The 19,157-nt window shown below is 70.3% G+C and carries 23 protein-coding genes; 5 read left to right on the top strand and 18 right to left on the bottom strand.

What is annotated here, in order from left to right; translation table 11 throughout:
* Positions 1 to 29: 29 nt before the first annotated feature.
* The gene (locus ACZ7MX_RS03855; RefSeq protein ID WP_472129024.1) at positions 30 to 563 is read right to left on the bottom strand and encodes a hypothetical protein; all 534 of its coding nucleotides are present in this window, start codon (positions 561 to 563) and stop codon (positions 30 to 32) included.
* Positions 560 to 1,315 carry a 2OG-Fe(II) oxygenase gene (locus ACZ7MX_RS03850; protein ID WP_472129022.1) on the bottom strand — a complete coding sequence of 252 codons (756 nt, stop codon included), beginning with the start codon at positions 1,313 to 1,315 and terminating at the stop codon, positions 560 to 562. Before ACZ7MX_RS03850 ends, ACZ7MX_RS03855 begins: the two co-directional genes overlap by 4 nt.
* Before the next feature lie 227 nt (positions 1,316 to 1,542).
* Here ACZ7MX_RS03850 and ctaD point away from each other — a divergent pair, with 227 nt between their 5' ends.
* Both ctaD and ctaF read left to right on the top strand, forming a co-directional pair.
* Positions 1,543 to 3,264: an aa3-type cytochrome oxidase subunit I gene (gene ctaD, locus ACZ7MX_RS03845; protein WP_472129020.1), complete on the top strand. Its 1,722-nt coding sequence runs from the start codon at positions 1,543 to 1,545 to the stop codon at positions 3,262 to 3,264.
* Entirely contained in the window at positions 3,261 to 3,650 is a 390-nt protein-coding gene (gene ctaF, locus ACZ7MX_RS03840) for an aa3-type cytochrome oxidase subunit IV (RefSeq protein WP_472129019.1), read from the top strand. Before ctaD ends, ctaF begins: the two co-directional genes overlap by 4 nt.
* A 57-nt stretch (positions 3,651 to 3,707) precedes the next feature.
* Here ctaF and ACZ7MX_RS03835 read toward each other — a convergent pair whose 3' ends face one another.
* From ACZ7MX_RS03835 to ACZ7MX_RS03765, 15 genes are all read right to left on the bottom strand, one after another.
* Positions 3,708 to 4,739, bottom strand: a complete 1,032-nt coding sequence (locus ACZ7MX_RS03835; RefSeq protein WP_472129017.1) for an NAD-dependent epimerase/dehydratase family protein — start codon at positions 4,737 to 4,739, stop codon at positions 3,708 to 3,710.
* Between the two features lie 9 nt (positions 4,740 to 4,748).
* A complete protein-coding gene (qcrB, locus tag ACZ7MX_RS03830; RefSeq protein ID WP_472129015.1) occupies positions 4,749 to 6,401 on the bottom strand; it encodes a cytochrome bc1 complex cytochrome b subunit in 1,653 nt (550 codons plus the stop codon).
* Between the two features lie 140 nt (positions 6,402 to 6,541).
* Positions 6,542 to 6,958, bottom strand: a complete 417-nt coding sequence (locus ACZ7MX_RS03825) for a phage holin family protein (RefSeq protein WP_472129013.1) — start codon at positions 6,956 to 6,958, stop codon at positions 6,542 to 6,544.
* A 152-nt stretch (positions 6,959 to 7,110) separates the two neighbouring features.
* Entirely contained in the window at positions 7,111 to 7,680 is a 570-nt protein-coding gene (locus ACZ7MX_RS03820) for a hemerythrin domain-containing protein (protein ID WP_472129011.1), read from the bottom strand.
* Positions 7,681 to 7,683: 3 nt separating this feature from the next.
* Positions 7,684 to 8,223, bottom strand: a complete 540-nt coding sequence (locus tag ACZ7MX_RS03815; protein WP_472129009.1) for a YciE/YciF ferroxidase family protein — start codon at positions 8,221 to 8,223, stop codon at positions 7,684 to 7,686.
* Positions 8,224 to 8,248: 25 nt separating this feature from the next.
* Complete coding sequence (locus tag ACZ7MX_RS03810; RefSeq protein ID WP_472129007.1) at positions 8,249 to 8,380, bottom strand: hypothetical protein; 132 nt, start codon at positions 8,378 to 8,380, stop codon at positions 8,249 to 8,251.
* Entirely contained in the window at positions 8,377 to 9,144 is a 768-nt protein-coding gene (locus ACZ7MX_RS03805; protein ID WP_472129005.1) for a hypothetical protein, read from the bottom strand. The genes ACZ7MX_RS03810 and ACZ7MX_RS03805 overlap by 4 nt, the downstream gene beginning before the upstream one ends.
* Positions 9,141 to 10,202 carry a hypothetical protein gene (locus ACZ7MX_RS03800; protein WP_472129003.1) on the bottom strand — a complete coding sequence of 354 codons (1,062 nt, stop codon included), beginning with the start codon at positions 10,200 to 10,202 and terminating at the stop codon, positions 9,141 to 9,143. Before ACZ7MX_RS03800 ends, ACZ7MX_RS03805 begins: the two co-directional genes overlap by 4 nt.
* Positions 10,190 to 10,852 carry a DUF6084 family protein gene (locus tag ACZ7MX_RS03795; protein WP_472129296.1) on the bottom strand — a complete coding sequence of 221 codons (663 nt, stop codon included), beginning with the start codon at positions 10,850 to 10,852 and terminating at the stop codon, positions 10,190 to 10,192. The genes ACZ7MX_RS03800 and ACZ7MX_RS03795 overlap by 13 nt, the downstream gene beginning before the upstream one ends.
* Positions 10,853 to 10,921: 69 nt before the next feature.
* Complete coding sequence (locus ACZ7MX_RS03790) at positions 10,922 to 11,131, bottom strand: hypothetical protein (protein WP_472129001.1); 210 nt, start codon at positions 11,129 to 11,131, stop codon at positions 10,922 to 10,924.
* An 18-nt stretch (positions 11,132 to 11,149) separates the two neighbouring features.
* Complete coding sequence (locus ACZ7MX_RS03785; protein ID WP_472129000.1) at positions 11,150 to 11,788, bottom strand: DUF5947 family protein; 639 nt, start codon at positions 11,786 to 11,788, stop codon at positions 11,150 to 11,152.
* The gene (locus tag ACZ7MX_RS03780) at positions 11,785 to 12,318 is read right to left on the bottom strand and encodes a NifU family protein (RefSeq protein ID WP_472128998.1); all 534 of its coding nucleotides are present in this window, start codon (positions 12,316 to 12,318) and stop codon (positions 11,785 to 11,787) included. Before ACZ7MX_RS03780 ends, ACZ7MX_RS03785 begins: the two co-directional genes overlap by 4 nt.
* A gap of 8 nt (positions 12,319 to 12,326) precedes the next feature.
* Complete coding sequence (locus ACZ7MX_RS03775) at positions 12,327 to 14,114, bottom strand: nickel-dependent hydrogenase large subunit (RefSeq protein ID WP_472128996.1); 1,788 nt, start codon at positions 14,112 to 14,114, stop codon at positions 12,327 to 12,329.
* A 106-nt stretch (positions 14,115 to 14,220) separates the two neighbouring features.
* Entirely contained in the window at positions 14,221 to 15,270 is a 1,050-nt protein-coding gene (locus tag ACZ7MX_RS03770; protein WP_472128995.1) for an NADH-quinone oxidoreductase subunit B family protein, read from the bottom strand.
* A gap of 344 nt (positions 15,271 to 15,614) precedes the next feature.
* A complete protein-coding gene (locus ACZ7MX_RS03765; protein ID WP_030417210.1) occupies positions 15,615 to 16,103 on the bottom strand; it encodes a TetR/AcrR family transcriptional regulator in 489 nt (162 codons plus the stop codon).
* Between the two features lie 109 nt (positions 16,104 to 16,212).
* Between ACZ7MX_RS03765 and ACZ7MX_RS03760 the strand changes: the two genes are divergently transcribed.
* Entirely contained in the window at positions 16,213 to 17,277 is a 1,065-nt protein-coding gene (locus ACZ7MX_RS03760) for an FAD-dependent monooxygenase (protein ID WP_472128993.1), read from the top strand.
* Between the two features lie 234 nt (positions 17,278 to 17,511).
* Here the strand turns inward: ACZ7MX_RS03760 and ACZ7MX_RS03755 are convergent, their stop codons facing one another.
* Positions 17,512 to 18,081, bottom strand: coding sequence for a SixA phosphatase family protein (locus tag ACZ7MX_RS03755; protein WP_472128991.1), 570 nt, complete (start codon positions 18,079 to 18,081; stop codon positions 17,512 to 17,514).
* 402 nt (positions 18,082 to 18,483) lie between these two features.
* On the opposite strand from ACZ7MX_RS03755, the gene ACZ7MX_RS03750 reads away from it, so the two are divergent.
* Both ACZ7MX_RS03750 and ACZ7MX_RS03745 read left to right on the top strand, forming a co-directional pair.
* Entirely contained in the window at positions 18,484 to 18,765 is a 282-nt protein-coding gene (locus tag ACZ7MX_RS03750; RefSeq protein ID WP_472128989.1) for a hypothetical protein, read from the top strand.
* Between the two features lie 90 nt (positions 18,766 to 18,855).
* Positions 18,856 to 19,011, top strand: a complete 156-nt coding sequence (locus ACZ7MX_RS03745) for a hypothetical protein (protein ID WP_472128987.1) — start codon at positions 18,856 to 18,858, stop codon at positions 19,009 to 19,011.
* Positions 19,012 to 19,157: the final 146 nt, after the last annotated feature.

The raw sequence follows: 19,157 nt of genomic DNA, 5'->3' as shown, positions 1-19,157 counted from the left end.
GGTCGGGGCGGCCGGCAGCTGTGCGTGCGTCACCGCTGGGCCTCGGTCGTCGTCGCCGGCGCGTAGTGGGTGGTCCAGCCCCGGCGCAGCTCCCAGGTGCCGCCGTCCCGCGAGGCGCCGCGCAGCCCGTGGACGGAGTCGGCGCCGGCGAGTTCGACGAGCCGGGGCGTGCCGAGGGAGGCGAAGCCGACGGTGCGGGTGGGATCCCATTCGGTGGAGCGGCGCAGGCGCCGGACCAGGTGGGCGACGCCGGCCGGCGCTCCGGCCAGCACCCAGGCGTCCGGGGACTGGGCGGTCAGCCGCCGGGCGGGGCGCAGCCACGAGGCCGCGTCCTCGGGCCAGTCGACGACCGCGAGGACGTCCTTGCCGAGCGTCTGCCAGGCCGCGGTGAACGCCTGCGCGGCGGCGCGGGAATGCCCGTCCCGGCCGTGGCCGACGGCGACGGAGCGGATCCGCGAGCGGTGTGCGGTCAGCAGCCCGATCAGGGCGGCAAGCTCCGCGTCGGTGTGCGGGGCGGGCAGGCCCTCCCTATACGGCCGGGGGCCGGTGGCGGGCTCGTTCATGACGCGTCGTGGAAGACGAGACCGAGCGTCCGTCGCACGCCGGAGCGGACCGTGCTCACGCCGTGCCGCATGGGCCCGACGGACCAGCCGCGGCGGGAGGCCACCGGCCGGTCGCGGGTGGTGAAGACCAGTGCGTGGCCCTGGGGGAGCGTGGTCGACGATCCGCGGGACTGGGCGCGTGGGCGCTGTTCGGTCATCAGGAACTCGCCGCCGGTGAAATCGACACCGGGTGCGTCGAGGCCGATGACGACCTGGAGCGGGAAGACCAGCTCGCCGAACACATCGCGGTGCAGCGCGTTCCAGTCGCCCGCGCCGTAACGCAGCAGGATCTGGGCGGACTTGGCCTGCCCGGCCCGGTGGCACGTCGCCAGCCACCCGCCCAGGTCGTCCGGCCACGGGGCGCTCCGCCCGAGCCTGCCGGCCCAGTCACGGGCGATCGGCAGCAGGTGCGGGTAGAACGCCTCGCGCAGTTCCCGGACGGCGTCCGGCAGGTCATGGGTGAAGTAGCGGTACTCGCCGGAGCCGAAGCGGTGGCGGGCCATGTCGACGGTGGTGCGGAACCGTTCGGCCTCGTCGTACAGGGCGGCGATCTCATGGCACTGGCCGGGGGCGAGCAGCGGTCCGGTCAGCGCGCTGCCGTACTCGTCGACCTCGTCGGTGAGGGCGTTCCAGTCGGCGGCGTCGACCCGTGCGGTGAGGCTGCCGTCCGGTCGGGTGGCGCCGGTCCCGGTAGGGGGCAGGGCGTCGGTCATCGTGGGGGTCCTTCGTTACGTGTGCGTGGTTCCAGGGACCAGCCTGCGAGGTGCACCGCACCGGGGCCGGCGGTATTCGGACGTGGTATCGGGATGACGTGCGGTGGGACCCGGCGCGCGGGTCTGGATGGTCGACAGGAGGTTTGGCTGCCAACGGTTGCGGCTACACAGTGAGGCGCGGTGTTGGGCCGGAACGCGCCGCCGGCCGCCAGTGTCTCGGAGGGGCGATGTCGCAGCTGGACCACGACCGGCGGCGGGAGCCGCTGGACGCCTCCCGGAATCCGCGCGTCAGGGCGGGCAGCAGGATCCGGAAGTACGTGACGACCACCGATCACAAGGTGATCGGCAACATGTATCTCGTCACGTCCTTCGGGTTCTTCCTGTTCGCCGGCATTCTGGCGATGCTGATGCGCGCGGAGCTGGCCAGGCCGGGTATGCAGATCGTCAGCAATCAGCAGTACAACCAGCTGTTCACCATTCACGGCACGGTCATGATGCTGCTTTTCGCGACCCCGACGTTCGCCGGGTTCGCCAATGCCGTCATGCCTCTGCAGATCGGCGCCCCCGACGTCGCCTTTCCCCGGCTCAATGCCCTGACGTACTGGCTCTTCCTCTTCGGCGGGCTGATGGTGGTGTCGGGTTTCGTCGTGCCGGGCGGTGCGGCGCCCTTCGGATGGTTCGCCTACGCGCCGCTGAACAGCGAGGTGTTCTCGCCGGGTGCGGGCGGTGACCTGTGGGCGGCGGGCCTGGTCGTCGCCGGTCTCAGCACCACCCTCGGTTCGGTCAATTTCATCGCCACCATCATCACGCTGCGCGCCCCCGGAATGACGATGTTCCGGATGCCGATCTTCACGTGGAACATCCTTTTCACCTCCATCCTGGCGCTGCTCGCCTTTCCCGTGCTCACCGCGGCACTCCTCGTGCTGCTGGCCGACCGCAGGATGGGTGCGCATGTCTATGACGCGGCCAATGGCGGGGCGCTGCTGTGGCAGCACCTTTTCTGGTTCTTCGGCCACCCCGAGGTCTATATCGTCGCGCTGCCGTTCTTCGGTGTGGTGACGGAGATCGTGCCGGTCTTCAGCCGCAAACCGGTCTTCGGGTACGTCGGCATGGTCGGCGCGACGATCGCCATCACCATGCTGTCCGCCACGGTGTGGGCGCACCACATGTTCGCCACGGGCGCGGTGTTGCTGCCGTTCTTCTCCCTGATGTCCTTCCTGATCGCGGCGCCGACCGGGGTGAAGTTCTTCAACTGGATCGGGACGATGTGGCGGGGCAGCCTGTCGTTCGAGACGCCGATGCTCTGGGCCGTGGGATTCATGGTGACCTTTCTCCTCGGGGGTCTCAGCGGCGTTCTGATCGCCTCACCGCCCATGGACTTCCATGTCACCGATACGTACTTCATCGTCGCGCACCTGCACTATGTGCTGTTCGGCACGATCGTCTTCGCGATGTTCGGCGGTTTCTATTTCTGGTGGCCGAAGTGGACCGGCCGGATGCTCGACGAGCGGCTGGGGAAGATTCACTTCTGGACGCTGTTCGTCGGCTTCCAGACCACCTTCCTCGTCCACCACTGGCTCGGCGAGATGGGCATGCCGCGCCGGTACGCCGACTATCTCGCCGCCGACGGCTTCACCCTGCTGAACACCATCTCCTCCATCGGTGCGTTCCTGCTGGGCCTGTCGACGCTGCCGTTCCTCTACAACGTCTGGAAAACCGCGAAGTACGCGCCCAGGGTGGAATCCGACGACCCATGGGGATTCGGGCGGTCGCTGGAGTGGGCCACTTCCTGTCCGCCGCCCCGCCACAACTTCGTGGCGCTTCCCCGGATCCGCTCCGACTCGCCCGCCTTCGACCTCCATCACCCCCAGTACCTCGAACAACTCGCCCCGGGTGAACGCGGCACGTCCGAACCGACCCCGGACACGTTCGGAGGCGAGCAGAAATGAAAGCCGAGGCATATCTCTTCGCGGGCGTGGCCCTTTTCTTCCTGCTCACCGACGCGGTGTACATCTGGTTCGCCCGGGAACCGGCCGGCATTGCCGCGCTCACGGTGTCCTGTTTCATGGCGGTCGTCATCTCGTTCTTCTGCGCCATGAACTACCGCCGCAAGGGCGAACGGCCGGAGGACCGGCAGGAATCGGAGATCCAGGAGCGCAGCGGCCCGCTGGATTTCTTCCCGCCGCACAGCGGCTATCCGATCGTGGTCGCGCTGGGTGCGGCACTGCTCGGACTCGGCCTGGTCTACGCGGTGTGGCTGCTCCTCATCGGGCTCGGCGTCACGGTGTCCGCCGTCTTCGGCATGGTCTTCGAATACGCCCGCCGCGACGACTGAGCGGCGTGGTGACTGAGCGGGCGGGACGACCGAGCGGGGCCGCCGAGCGTTCTCGCCTCATCGGGGCGGCCGTAGCGGCGCGGTGGGCAGGCCGGCGTGTTCCCGTAGGCCGCGCAGGAAGTCCTCGATGGCGTCCTGGGCGCTGCGCCGGGGAGCCCAGCCCAGTTCCTGCCGGGCCCGGGCGGTGTCCATCAGGGGCAGCCGCAGCACCGCGTCGAAGAGGTGCGGCGAGGCCGGCAGCAGGCGCAGATGCCAGGCAGCCGACAGCAGCGCACGCGGCGGTCCGGCCGGCAGCCGCACGACGCGGGCCCCCAGGAGGTCGCCCAGCAGCGCGGCGTCGACCACCGGCTCGGCGGCCAGGTTGAACGCCCCGGAGACCGGCCGCAGCACGGCCAGCCGGTAGGCGTCGGCGACGTCGTCGGCGTGCAGCACCTGGAACCGCAGACCGGGCAGGTCGGGCACCACGGGGAGAAGCCGCTTGGAGGCCAGGGCACGCGGCGGTGTGAAGCCCGCGAACAGTCTGCTCTGCGCGCAGGCCGCGGCCCGCTGGAAGATGAAGCCCGGCCGCAGCCGTACGACGCGGACCTGGGGATGCGCGGACGCGAAGCCGTCGAGGAAGCGCTCCAGATAGGCCTTCTCGCGGCAGTAGGCGGCATTCGGCCAGCCGTGCGTGGGCCACGACTCGTCGACCTGCCGGTCCTTGGGCCCGGGCGAGTAGGCGCCGACCGACGAGGCGTACACCAGCGCTCCGACACCGGCCGCGGCCGCCGCCTGGAAGACCCGGATGCTGCCCAGGACGTTGTTCCGCCAGGTGCGGACCGGGTCGCGGGTGGGCTGGAACAGCCAGGCGAGGTGAATCACCGCATCGGCGCCGGCGAAGTGCCCGGTCAGGTCGTCGTCGGTGACGTCCACGGCGGCCCACGTCGTCCTGGCGCAGGACCACTGCGGCCTGCGCCGCGCCAGCCCCAGCACCGACGCGACGGCGGGCTCGGCGCTGAGCGCCCGTACGACGCTCGTGCCCACGTTGCCGGTCGCACCGACGACCACGACGCGCAGCCCCGCGGCGTCCTGGGGAGCGTCGGCAGCCATGGCTTCCTCCTAGGGGGGTTCTTCCTCGCCCGCGCGGCCCGCGCCGGCCACCGGATCCATCGTCCTTCCGGAAATCTGCAGGCGCTCCTCCGCGGTGGTCGGCATGTCGACCCGGTCGCGGTAGTACCAGGCGCTCAGCGCGGCGCGCAGCCGCTGCCGTCGCGGTGCCCGCCCGCCCGGATGCTCCAGCGGCGCGGGCACGTCCCTCACCAGCAGGCGGTACCGCTGCTCGGTGCCGAGCGGACGGTGGCTCTCGCTGATTCCGCCGTAGACGTTCTGGCTGACCTGACCGGTCTCCTCGCCCTCCTCCAGCAGCTGACGGTCATGGGCCTGCAGGGCCAGGCAGAAGCGCTTGGTGACCAGGAACGCGAGGATCGGGCCGACGATCACCGCGATGCGGAAGATCCAGGTCAGCGCCTCGACCGACACCTCGAAGACCGCGGCGACCACGTCATTGCCGCCGGCCACCAGCAACACGGCGTAGAAGACGATCGCGGCGACCCCCAGGCCCGTACGGGTGGGACGGTCGCGCGGCCGGTCACAGAGGTGATGCTCCATCAGGTCACCCGTCACCCACTTCTCGAAGTACGGGTAGAGGTAGAGCACGAGGAAGAGCACACCGGGCAGCACCACCGCCGGGAGGAAGACGTTCCACATGATGGTGTGCCCCGCCACATTGGTCTCCCACGGGGGCATCAGCCGCAACGCCCCCTCGAGGAAGCCCACGTACCAGTCCGGCTGGGCGTCGGTGGACGCCTGGTCCGCCACGTAAGGGCCGTAGTCCCACACCGGGTTGATTTGGGCGACCGCCCCCAGCCAGGCCACCACCCCGGAGACCATCAGGAACAGACCGGTCGACTTGGCGGTGAACTGCGGGAACATCGGCTGCCCCACGGCGTTCCGGTTGGTCTTCCCCCGGCCCGACCAATGAGTGTGTTTCAGATAGACGACCATCACCAGATGCGCACCGAGCAGGGCGATCAGGATCCCCGGTACGAACAGCACATGCACGGTGTACAGCCGGGAAATCAGGATGTGGCCGGGGAACGAACCGCCCCACAGGAAATAGCTCAGGTACGTCCCGACGACGGGGATGGACAGCACGATGGTGTTCGCGGTGCGCAGCCCCGTGCCGGACAGCAGATCGTCGGGGAGGGAATAGCCGGCGAACCCCTCCAGCAGGGCGAGCAGGAAGAGCGTCACCCCGATCATCCAGTTGAATTCACGGGGACGGCGGAAGGCCCCGGTGAAGAACACCCGCAGCATGTGGACGCCCAGCGCGGCCACGAACACCAGGGCCGCCCAGTGGTGCATCTGCCGGATCAGCAGCCCGCCCCGGACATCGAAACTGATGTCCAGGGTCGACGCATAGGCGTCCGTCACCACGAGCCCGTCCAGAGGGTGGAACGCACCGTGATAGGTGCTCTGGCTCATGCTGGGTTCGAAATACAGCGTCAGATAGCTTCCGGTCAGCACCAGCACCACGAGGCTGTACAGCGCGATTTCACCCAGGAGGAAGGACCAGTGGTCCGGGAAGGCCTTGCGCAGCAGTTCCTTCGCCAGTTCCGAGACCGGGGCCCGGCGGTCCAGCGCGCTGTAGCTGGTGACGGCCGCCTGGCGGGTCTGCGCCGCAAGCCGGGCCTTCCGCTTCTGGAACAGCATGCTCCACTCCCTCTTCGCCCCTAGGGGTGCCTCCCTGGGCCCGGCGCCGCACCGACGAGCACGGACCCGGGTACCCGCCCCGCACGGAGCCAACCGATCCGGACCCGATGGCCGCCACCGGCGCACTCCGGCGTACGGGCTCAGTCGGCCGTCCGGTCGGGGACCATGTGCGCCAGCGCCTCACGCGAGGCGGCGCGGGCCTTCCGCAGCCGCCACCAGCCGAAGGAGGCGAACGCCGCGGCGCCCGAGGCGTAGCCGAGCCCCACGAGGGTGGCGGCCCGCTGCGGCGGCGGCCAGTGGCGTTCCGCCGCGCGCAGCAGGGCCTCATGGCCCGACAGCAGGGCCAGCGCGGCACAGACACCACCGGCGGTCAGGGCCAGGGAGCCCAGGCCCGTCTCACGGGCCGTTTCGGTCAGCTCGTTCCTGGCCCGGTCGAGCTCCGCCCGGACCAGGGCGGCCATCTCCTCGGACAACCGCCCCGCAGCCTCGGAGAACCTGCCCGCCGGGTCCGGCGGATCGGGCACGCCACCGTCTTGGTCCGGATGCTGCTCGGTCATGACACGAGCCCTTTCTCGACGCACACCACAAGCGCACCGCCTAGCCGTAACACCTCCACGGCACGGCCAAACGGGCCGGGCCCCGCCGCCACCCGCCTGGCGCGCCGCTTTCCGGCGCATGGCCGCCGCCCGGGCACCGGTCACTGACCGGGTCAGGAGCGCCGGGCACGGCCCCGCCGGGTGAAGAAGTCCCGTACGCCGTCCAGCAGACCGAGGCCGGGGCTCACCGCCCGGGTGGCCGGCGCGGAGTCCGGTGCGTGGGGCCGGGGGTGGGTCGGGGCGCTGTTCCTCGCCCGCCGGACCTTCTCGCCGAGCTCCCGCCGGGTGTCCGCGGGACAGGTGGCCTGCAGCCGGGGGAAGAGCCGTTGTTCCTCGTCGAGGATGTGGCTGGTCACCCGGGTCGACAGGGCCAGGACCAGGATGGTGAACTCCTCGTCCTGCGGCTCCCGCCGCTCCAGATCGTGCAGCAGCTCCTCGATGCGCTCGTGGTCGGACAGCTCCTTCTCGGCCCACCGCCGCCCGTGCGCCACGTGCTCCCGCACGGCCGGGTACAGATGCTCCTTCTCCGCGACGGAGTGCCGGACCAGGGCCGCGGACACCTGCTCGACGAGGGCCTTGCGGGCGGCACTTCCCGGTTCGGCGGCGCGGATGCGGTCGAACAGCCGCTGTACCGCGCGGTGATCGGCGGTGAGTTCCTCGATGACGTCCGGGGCAGGTCCCATCGGTCAGCGTTCCTTCGCGTAGGTGTGAGGAGGCTTCACCGGCGGCGCGGCCATGACGCCGGCGTGGCGCAGCGAGAGATCGGCCACCAGGTCCCACTTGGTGTCGATCAGCGCGGCGGCCGCCCGCTCCTCGGCGATGTGCTGCTCCAGCAGTCTCGCGGTCTGTTCGTCACCGTTGCGCACCGCGAGGTGGTGCAGCATCTCGTACCCCGCGAGCACCAGGTGGATGAGGGTGTAGGCGTCGCGGGCGTGCTTTCCGGCATGGTCGCGCCGGGTCCGGGCGAGCAGCGCATAGCCCGTCCCGACGAGCCGCAGGGTCAGGTCCTTCACGGTCGACGGCTCCTCGCGGTACGCGTGCAGCCGACTGCCGAGGGCGGTGATGTGCCGGCGGGTCACCTCACGGTGGGCCTCCAGCGGTTTTCTGAGTTCCGGGGCGTGGGTCGAGGCGATGAGGGAACCCAGGGCGGTGTCGATCAGCCGCTCCAGGGAGCGGGTTTCCTTGAGGTGACGCAGGTACTGGTCCTCTGCCGTTTTCTCGCTCATCGACGCACCGCCCTCGGATGGTCCTTCACATCATTTCCATCTTGATGTAGCGCACCGCGTCGGGCGCGCTGAAGGCGAGGGCGGTCAGCGCGGCGGCGGCCAGGGCGCCGACGGTGATGCGTACCACGATCGCGGGGATGAAGATGCCGTTCTTCATGGCGTGTTCTCCCTATGGGTGACGGGATTCCTGCGGGAAAGCGGTCTGTTGCACAGGCCGCCGAGGAGGTCTGCCAGCAGCTCCACGGCCTCCTCGACCGCCTGCCCGTTCCGGGCCGGGGAAGGCTCACAGGTCAGGACGAAGAGTGGGGGCAGAGGCGTCTGCCGGGCACGGGCCAGGCGCTCGGCGGCGGCCAGCAGGCGGAACGGCCCGGCCGACTCCGCCGCGCCCGCAGTTCCGTTGGCCGCCGTGGCGCCGCCGTACTCGATGAGGTCCAGGGTGCCGGCCGGTCTGCCGAGCGACGCCGTGCCTACCACGACCGCCGATCCGTAGCCGGCCAGGAGGCGGTGCGCCAGGTCGGCGCCGCGGATCCCGAAGTCGACGAGGTGCACCTCGTCGGGCAGCGGGAGTTCGCCCAGGGCGGTGAGGAGCGCGGAGCCGAAGGCGTCGTCGGCGGCGAAGGAGTCGCCGGTGGCGGCGACGAGGACGCGCGAATCGCCCGCGGGCCCGCCGACCGGTTCGACCTCCTCCGGTGCGAAGAAGAAACGGTGCCCCAGCCCGGTGGGAAAGTCCCGGCCCTCGTCGTCCACGAGGGTGACGACGAGATGCGTCTGCCCCTCGGAGTCCTCTTCGACGGCGTCGACCTCGGCCAGCCGGCCGGCCAGGGCCAGGTCGAAGATGTCGCTGCGGCGGCCGGGGCGCAGCCGTACCCGGCTCCCCGGCCGCAGGGGCCCCGGCCGCCCGGCGAGGCGGGGCCCGGTCATGCGTCTTCCTTGATCGTCCGGCGGCTCCGGATGGTGCCGCGCAGGGCGAGCAGGTCCTCGGGGGACAGCGCGGCGCAGCGATCGAGGATCTCCCGGGCCCGGGGATCGGTGGCGCGGGCCTCCCGCTGTTCCGCGGGCGTCAGGCTCAGCACGTTGAGGATGAGGAGGTGGTCGATCTCGCCGCCGTCGAAGAGGTCGCCGGGGCTCTCCGGCGCGACCGCGGGAAAATCGGAGAGGGTGACGGGCGACGAGAGGACCGTGGGGGACCGGTGGGGGTCGCGGTCCGCTGCGGGCGCGTCGCCGATCAGCACCGGCCAGGTGCCCTCGTTGCGGCAGCCGCCGGCCGCCTCCGCCAGTTCTGCCGGCGGGTCGGCGAGCGAGACGAAGCTGCCGTCGTGGGCGGTGAGCACGGTGTGGGTGGAGACGAACGCGTACGGGGCGAGCCTGTCGCGGCCCTCGCGCGGATCACCGGTGTGCGGGGGACACGGGGTGGTGTTGGTGAAGGTGACCGCCAGCCGGACGGTGTCCTCCGGCCCGCTGCCCGGACCCGGCTGGGCGTCGACCTCCACGGTGCCGTGCAGCCGCTTCCAACGGCGTACGAGCATGCCGGCGGCCCGCCCGTGCTCGTCGCGCAGCGGCTCCTCGTGCGCGCCGTCCGGCAGGTCGACGACGTCGAGGGTGCGCCCGTCCGAAGGCGACCAGACGGGCAGCACCCATTCGCGTTCCGCGGCCTCGTGCCAGGTGAGGTGGGTCTGGCCGGCGACGGTGAGGGTGTCGACCGGCCGGTGCTCCCCGTCGTCCCGGCGGTAGACCTGCCGCTCGACGACCTGGAGGAACCGCAGGCGGATCGTGACGGAGGTGCCGGGGGCGGTCTCCAGGAGGGTCTCGGTGCGCATCCGGGCCGGTTCGCCGAGGGCTTCCGCCTCGCCCTTCGGGTAGACGCCGCCGAACGTCCAGCGCTTGGTGTTCTTGAGCGCCGACCGCCGGTAGGGCCACAGCAGGTAGCCCTCGTACAGGCAGGTGCGCGCGATCTTCTCGACCGAGGCTAGGGGGTCCATGTCGCTTCCGTGGTCTGTGCGGGCCGGGGCAGGGCGGTGTCCAGGAGGGCGCTGACGGCCTGCTCGGCGTCGGTCAGGCCGTGTGACATCTGGTAGGCGCTGAGCCTGTCGTGGGTCCCGGGGGACAGGCGCAGCCAGGAAGTGGCGCCGTAGTAGCGGCTCATGAGGTCGTGCCAGAGTTCCGCGGGCAGTCGGCAGGCGGCCTCCTTGTCCCAGGGGATCTGGGCGGTGGCCAGCCGCCCGCCGGGGTCCGTGTGGAAGACGGTGCCGCGGAAGAGGAGGTTTAGGGGGACCTCGCCGTCGCGCACGGCGCGCAGATAGGTGACGACGGCGAGCCCGGCGTCGCCGCCGCACGGGATCGCGAGGTCGATCTCGGTCCGCTCGTCGAAGGGCGGGACCACGGATGTGACCTGCGCCCAGGACAACGGCTGCATGCTCGTGGCCCATTGGTCGGGCTGCCCGAACACCTGGGCCAGGGCGAGTGCTTCCGCGGGCGCGTAGCTCCGGCGCGCGGCATCGATCCGGACGGTGGTGGACAGCGAGAGGGACCGGACCGGGCCACCGCCGGTGCGGGCGACGGCCAGCTTGAGGACGAGGGTGGGCACCGCGGCGTGCGGCAGGGCGCTCACGCCGGTCACCGCGAACGCCAGGTCGGGCAGCCCACGGTGCGCCTCCCGCCCCGCTCACCGTCCGCCCGCCGCTCACTTGGGTGCTGCCGGTCATGCCGGTGACAGGTTGGGCATGCCGGGCAGGATGGGGTTCTTGGTCTTCGGATGGACCCCGGTGGACCGGCGCGAGGTCGACCTCCCGTACGGGAGGTGGCCGGGCTGGCGCTTGTAGTGGCCCTCGTGGTTGCCCTGGCGCACTCCGGGGACGTGGGCGGTGAAGTCCGGTCGTACCTGTCGCTTTCCGACGGTGATGTCAGTCATGGCTCTCCTCGGGTCCTGTTAGGCGTCCGGATCGACGGGGGTGAGGTGGTCGAAGAACTGCCGCACGTGCTGCCACACCTCGTCCCCGCCGGCCAGTCCGCTCCAGTGGGTGCGCAGCAGGGCGGCGAGCCGGTAGCAGTCGTCCAGCGGCACGATCCAGTGCTCCTGACTGCCGCCGGCCCGGTTGACCAGCAGCGCCTCGGTACGCGGAACGAGGGTGGCGAGGGCCGGCCGACCGGCTTCGATGCCGGCCCACACCCCGCGGTCCACGGGGGCGCGGATCACGCCCATCGGGCCGGGGTAGCCGGCGGTGATCTCGTCGTCGGGCGGGCCGCCGCGCAGGAAGAACGCGAGCCCGACCGGCACCCGCAGGGCGGCCCACTGCCGCGCATCGAGCCGCATGCCGTCCAGCCGCCGCCGGCGTTCGGAGATCAGCAGGTAGGGCCGGCGGCCGCCGCTGTGCCGGTCGGTGTCGAAGAGCAGCGCGCACGCCCGGCAGGTGCACAGCAGGGTGTCCGCGGTCGTGTCCAGCAGATGCCGGTGTTCCGCCGGAACGGGCTCCGCGCACAGCTCGCACCGGTCCTCGTCCCGCGGTTCCGGCAGCGGGCGGCGGGCCAGGTCCCGCAACGCCGAGGCGGTGGAGACCACGGTGCTCATGAGCGCGCCCCGCCCGTCCGGGCGCCGCCGCGCGACAGCGCCTCCACGGGGATCAGCGGGGGTTCGACGGTCGCCGCGGCCGCCTCCTCGATCTCCACCCGCTCGATCTCCGGCGCGGCCCAGGCCACCGCCTCCTGCACCGCCGTACGGAGCGCCTCGCCGGAGGACCCGCAGCCCCGGGCCCGTACCCGGACCCGGGCCAACGGCCCTTCCACCGCGCCGAGTTGGGCTTCGCCCAGGCCGCGCAGACCGGCGAGGGCCGTGCGGATGCGGTCCTCGACCGGTTCGGGGTGCAGCCCGTGCACGAGCAGCAGATGCCCGACGAGTTCGTCGTCCGCGACGGCCCGGGCGGTGTCCGCGCCGGCCAGCGCCATGACCCGGGCCAGGCATTCCCCGTAGAGCGCGACGAGTGCCTGGGCGGCCTCGGTCGCCCGGTCCCGCGCGGCCGGGTCGGACAGCGTCGAGAGCGAGGTCAGCAGCGTCTCGGTGCGGACCACGTGGTCCCGTGCCTGCCGGTCGTCCCAGGTCATGACGCTCCTCACGCCCGGTGGCCGAAGGTCGGGGAGTGGCTCTGCGTCAGGGTCCGGCCGTCGCCGAGGTACATGTGGACGCCGCACGGCAGACACGGGTCGAAGCTGCGGATCGTCCGCATGATGTCGATGCCCTTGAAGTCCTCCCGCCCGTTCTCCTCGAAGATCTGCAGCCCCTGCACCGCGTCCTCGTACGGGCCGGGGGTGCCGTAGGAGTCGCGGGGGCTGGCGTTCCACGGGGTCGGCGGGTACGGGTGGTAGTTGGCGATCTTCTTGTCCCGGATCACCAAGTGGTGCGAGAGCACGCCCCGTACGGCCTCGTGGAACCCGACCCCGATGGCCTCCTTGGGGACTTTGAAGTCCTCGAAGACCTTGGTGCGGCCGGCCCGGACCTCGTCCAGGGCCCGCTCGACGAAGTACAGCGCCATCCCGGCGGCGTAGGCCACGAAGTACATCCGGGCCCGGTCGCGCTCGATGGTGTTGGGGAACGGCGGTGGCGTCCATTCCAGCCGGACTTCCGGGCTGTTGGGCGTCTGCGGGAGGTCGATCTCCACGCTGTGGCCGGTCGAGCGCACGTAGGGCGTACGGACCTTGCCGGCGAGCGCCGTGGCCCACAGGCGGGCGATCGGTCCGCCGCCGGTGTCGAGCGCCAGGTGGTCGCCGGTTCGTTTGTCGAACCAGCGGGGGCTCATCACCCAGCTGTAGTTGCCGCCGTCGAGGTCCCGCTTCTGCGGCTTCGGCACGGTGGTCTGGTTCCACGGATGGCGCTGGTCGACGGGGTTGCCGAGGGGGTCCCGGTCGACGTACGTCTCCTCGCCCGTCCAGTCCTGGTAGTAGGAGCTGCCGAGCAGGATGCGCATGCCGAGGTTGATGTCGACGAGGTCGGTGGTGACCAGTTCGTTGTCCACGATGATGCCGGGGGTCACGAACATCGCGTTCCCCCAGGTGTTCATGGTCCGGTAGTCGTAGTCGACCACCTCGGGGTCCTGGAAGCAGCCCCAGCAGGCCAGCAGTGTGCGGCGGCGGCCCACCTCCTCGTAACCGGGCAGCGCCTCGTACCAGAAGTCGAAGACGTCGTCGTTCATGGCCACCGCGCGTTTGACGAAGTCCAGACAGCGGGTCAGCCGCACCAGGTAGTCCGTGAATACCTGTGGGGTGGCGACGGTGCCCACGCCACCCGGGTACAGCGTCGAGGGGTGGACGTGCCGGCCCTCCATCAGGCAACACATCTCCCGCGTCAGCCGGCTCATCTGGAGCGCCTCTTTGTACGTCTGCCCCTCGAAGGGGTTGAAGGCGCGCATGATGTCGGCGATGGTCTTGTGGCCGTGGGTGTCGGCGTGCGGGGCCGGGGTGCGTTCGGCTCGCTCCAGGACACCGGGGTTGGTCTCCTTCACCATGCGTTCGCAGAAGTCGACGAACACCATGTTGTCCTGGAAAATCGTGTGGTCGAACATGAATTCGGCGGCTTCGCCCAGGTTGATGATCCAGTCGGCGAGCGGGGGCGGCTTGACGCCGTAGGCCATCTGCTGGGCGTAGAGCGAGCAGGTGGCGTGGTTGTCGCCGCAGATGCCGCAGATCCGGCTGGTGATGAAATGCGCGTCGCGCGGATCCTTGCCCTTCATGAACACGCTGTAGCCGCGGAAGAGCGAGGAAGTGCTCCGGCATTCCACGACTTCCCGTGCCGCGAAGTCGATTTTGGTGTAGATGCCGAGGTTTCCGATGATGCGGGTAATGGGGTCGAAGGCGACCTCGGTGAGTTCGCGTCGCTCCGCATCGGTGTTCTGGACGGTCGCCACGGGGTTTCCTCTCGCGGATGGCGTGGTGGTCGTGGGGGCCTGCTGGGGCGTCGTGGGTCTCGTGCGCGTGCCGGACGTGCTGGACGTGGGCGTGCTGGGCGGGAAACTATTTACGTCCGGTCCAGTGCGGGTCGTAACCGCTGGTCAGCGCATCCTCGTTATGGCGCCACTTGGGCTCTTTGTTGGCGGTGATATTGGTGAGGGAACGCAAGGTGCGGATGAACGGCCCGTACACGCCCATCAGGGCGGAGGACACCGTGCCACCGGGCGGCTCGTCCATGAACGGCATGAATTTGTCCGGGAATCCCGGCATCGTGCAGCCGATGCAGATGCCGCCCACGTTGGGGCAGCCGCCCACCCCGTCCATCCAGCCGCGTTTGGTGACGTTGCAGTTGACCACCGGGCCCCAACAACCCACCTTTACCTGGCACTTGGGTGAGTTGTAGTCCTTCGCGAAATCCCCCTGCTCGTAATACGAGCCCCGGTCGCACCCCTCGTGCACGGTCTTGCCGAACAGCCAGGTGGGCCGGAGCTGCTCGTCCAGCGGAATGGGCGGAGCGAGCCCGGCGGCCTGGTGCAGGACCCACAGCAGGGTCTCCATGAAGTTGTCCGGCTGAACGGGGCAACCCGGGACGTTCACAATGGGCAAGCCGCCGGCCGACCGGAAGTCCCATCCCAGATAGTCGGCCAGTCCCATACACCCGGTCGGGTTACCCGCCATCGCATGGATGCCGCCGTACGTCGCACAGGTGCCGATGGCCACGACCGCCCACGCCTTGTGAGCAAGCCGGTCGATCCATTCGTTCACCGTGATGGGCTCGCCCGTCTCCGGATCATTGCCCATCGCCGACCAATAGCCGTCACCATTGATGTTCTCATTGGGAATGGAACCTTCGACGACGAAGATGAACGGCCCGAGCTCATCGCGGGCCGCCTGGTGAAAGGCCGCCATGAAATCGTCGCCGGTCTCGTAGGCCAGCACCTTGTTGTGCAGATGCACCTTCGGCAGACCGGGAATCGCGCCGAGCACCACGTCCTCCAGGCTGGGCAGCGTCGCCGCGGTGACCGAAACGGTGTCCCCGTCGCAGCTCATGCCCTCCGAGGTCCACAGGATGTGCACCTCGTCCAGGCCCGGCGTCATCGGTTCAAAGCCCATGGTTCGTCCCTTCGGCTGCCACCGGGGCCGACCGGCGGACTCCGAGAACCTCAACACCACCAAATTTCACATAGCTCGTAGATGGCCACAAATGGGGCGATATGTGTGGGTGGTGGTGGCGGGTGATGGCGCGTGATGGCGGTGGTGGCGGGGACGGTGGCGATGGGGGCGGGGAGGGTGCGTGTGAAGGGATGTGGGTGAAGGGGCGGGGCGATGGGGGGTGTAGGGGCGGAGGTGAAGCGGCGGGGGTGAAGGGGGGCTTCGAGGGGTGCCAATCCATGGGCCGGCCCATGACGGTCAGCCCATGGGCCGGCCAGCCCATGGGCCGGCCGGCCCCCGTGTCGTCAGTCCAGGGACGTCGAGCGCAGTTCCGCGATGACTTCCGCGCCCGACGGTGCGTTCTCCGGGTCCACCAGCCACTGCAGCATCAGACCGCTCAGCAGGGCGAGCGGTACCGAGCCGCCCAGCCCCTCCCGTGCCATGCGCTGCCCCTCGGCGAGGTGCGCGCGTACCTCCGGTGACCGCTCGGCCTGCACCGCAGCCTCCAACTGGGCCACCCACAGCGCCCGGTGGGTGGTGAAGCTGTCGATCAGTGCTTGCCAGCGCTGTTCCGGCGTGCCTTCGGGTGCGCGACTCGCGAGCTCGTCACCGAGTTCGTCCACGGCCTTCACGAGCGCCTGGGTGAGCAACGCGTCCCGAGAGCCGAAGTGGTAGCCGATGGCGGCGTGGCTGACACCGGCCGCTGCCGCGATGTCCCGGACCGTGGTCCGTGCCCAGCCGCGTTCGATCAGGCACTGCTTGGCGCCGGCGAGAAGGTCCTCTCGATTTCCCATGTCCGCAGGGTATCCGAGGGTTGTCCGCTTGGTTCATCCGCCTGGTTCATCCGCACGGTTTATCCAAATGGTTTGTCCATATGGTCAAATCCTGGCTATGGTCGGTCTCATGACTCACGCAACGGTTCTGATCTCGGGTGCGAGCGTGGCCGGACCCGCCCTCGCCTACTTCCTGCGCCGCGACGGGTACGACGTCACCGTGGTCGAACGCGCCCCGGACCTCCGGGACAGCGGATACGCGGTCGACTTCCGCGGCGCCGCGTTCGACGTGCTCGACGACCTGGGCATCCTCGCCGAGATGCGCGCCCACGAGACCAAGATGCGCGGCACCGCCCTGGTGGACGAGACCGGCACCGAGACCGGAATGTTGCCGGCCGAAGCCTTCGCCGGCGAACTAGAGGTACCGAAGCGCGACGTGACCCGGATCCTGCACCGGATCACCACGCACGACGTGGAGTACGTCTTCAACGACTCGATCAGCGCGCTCACCCAGCACGACTCCGGCGTCGCCGTTGAGTTCGAGCGCGGCGCGCCCCGCACCTTCGACCTCGTCATAGGCGCGGACGGGGTCTACTCGAAGGTCCGGCGGCTCGCGTTCGGCCCGCACGGCGACGTGGTGCGTCACCTCGGCCTCTCCGGCGCCGGCTTCAGCACCGCGAACTACCTCGGCCTCGACCACAGCGGGGTGCTCCAGCATGCACCGGACACGGCGATCTACGCGTTCAGCGCGGGCGACGCGGACCGGCTGACGGTCAGCCTCTCGTTCGCCACCCCGACGCCCGCGCTGGACCGGTGCGGCCGGGAAGAACAGCAGCAGGCGCTGCGCACCGCGTTCGCGGGACGCGGCTGGGAAGCTCCACGGCTGCTGGACGCCATGACCGAGGCCGACGACTTCTACTTCTCCTCGGCCTGCCAGATCCACCTGGACCGTTGGTCGCACGGCCGGGTCGCCCTGCTCGGCGACGCGGGCTACTGCGCAGCCCCCACCAGCGGTATGGGCACCTCCCAGGCTTTGATCGGCGCGCGGACACTGGCCCGACACCTGGCCGCGGCGAACGGCGACCACACGGCCGCCTTCGCCGCCTACGAGGCGGAGCTGCGGCCGTACGTGGCGCAGAACCAGGCGACGGGCGTGGAAGGGGCGGCAATGTTCGGGGGCGGTGGGGGCCGGTGATTGCTGGCGGGTGACTGCGGGCGGGGCCGGTGGGTGGTGTCGTTCGCCGGTGGCTGCGGTCGGCGGCTGCGGGCTGCGGGCTGCGGGCTGCGGGCTGCGGGCTGTGGACTGTGGACTGTTGGCCGTTGGCGGTCGCTGCTGGCGGGTGACTGCGGGCTGGTCACCGATGGTCGGTCGGTGGGTGATGAAGGGGGAGTGGAAGTAGAAGTAGAAGTGTGAGCTGAGCGTTCCGGGTCACTTCCCGGGAGCTTCGCCGCGCGGGACGGTGAACCCCGTGAGGGTGGCGGTCCCCGGCGCGAGGTCCGCCCAAGCGCCCGACAGGGCCAGGACCGCAACCCCGGAGGTCGGGAACTTCGCCCGCACCCGCGCCAACGCTCCCTCGCTCCCGCCCCCGTGTCCCTCCGCCTCTCCCTCTCCTTCTCCCTCTTCCGCCAGCGACAGCACCACGTCCTGAACGCCCGGCTGGTGACCGATCAGCAGCACCGTCCGCCGCTGCTCCGGAACCTCGCGCAACACATCGAGCAGCTCGGCAGCGCTCGCTCCGTACACCCGCGGCTCGAAGACCACCTCCGGTCGGCCACCGAGCTCCGGTGCGACCAGGTCCCAGGTCTCCTGGGTGCGGCGGGCCGTGGAGCACAGCACGAGGTCGGGTACGCACCCGTCCGCGAGCAGTTGGCGCCCGGCCGCCGGTGCATCCCTGCGGCCGCGCTTGGCCAGTGGACGCTCGTGATCAGGCACATCCGGCGGCCAGGCGGACTTGGCATGACGCAGGACCACCAGCCGGGCGGGAAAGGGCGACGTCATGGCTCCATTGTCCTCCGGGGCACGGTGGGCGCGAGCCTTGCACTCCGGTCCCTGTTCACGCTCACGCTGCTGTTCGCTGTTCGCTGCTCGTGGGGACGGGCGATACGTGGACCAGCGGCCGTTCGCGGGCTAAGTACGTGACCCCACCCAGATCAGCCCACCTGAGTAGGCGCCCCCTGGCAACCATGCTCCCCAGCCACGTTGACTCATCCCATGACCGACAATGCAACTGCTCTGCCGCCTCAACCTGCCCCCACCCCCTACGCGCCAGAGCCCGTTGCCCACCCCCATGCCGCACCTGCCACCGTGCCCGCGCCGCCCTACCCTGCCGTTCCCCTGCCCCATGCCGTCCCCGCCTCGGCGCGGCGGCTCCGTGATCCGTTGTGGTGGTGCCCACCGTTGGTGGCAGTCGGGGTGATCGGCGGTCTCTTCATGCCGGCCTTCACCCTCTACGCCTTCGCAACCATGGCCACGGATTCCTGCGGCCCGGACCAATGCCCGGCCAGCGTGACCATCCCCCTGATCAGCGCACCCTTCCTCTACGCGACCGGCGCATGCCTCGCCCTCTTCTCCTTCGCCTTCCCCTGGACCGTACGTTGGCGCAAGGCGCGGCTTTCGGTCGCTTGGATCGGTACCGCAGCCTCCGCCTCGGTCGTGCCGCTGCTTCTCTTCGTCATGGTCTGAAGCGCCGGTGAGTGTCGATGGCGGGTCGACACGGCCGCCACCTGACGTGACATCCCATCTCGTAACGTCACATCCCGAGGTGCGACCAAGGTGCACGAGACGCCATTGACCCGTACCGGCGCCGGTTTCGAGCACTGCGGGAGCGGCTACGTCCCCCTCCTCACCTGGACAGCCGTCCTCCTCGCCAACGCCCACACCGCGATGAAGTGTGCGCGACGCCGGAGCAGGACGCAGCAGATCCCCTGAGGCCGCCCCTCTGCCTGCCGCTGCAAGTGAGGGCCGTCGTCTCGCCGAACGTGTGCCGGCTGTCGGCCAGCAGGTCGAGGTCCACCCACCGGTTGAGGAGCACGGGTGGAGAGCCAGGACCGCTGGACCAACCCTGGGGCCGACGC

The sequence above is a fragment of the Streptomyces sp. NPDC107765 genome, from assembly GCF_055657085.1.
The sequence above is the reverse complement of the archived record's forward strand: the minus strand, read 5'-3'. Positions and strand labels throughout refer to the sequence as shown.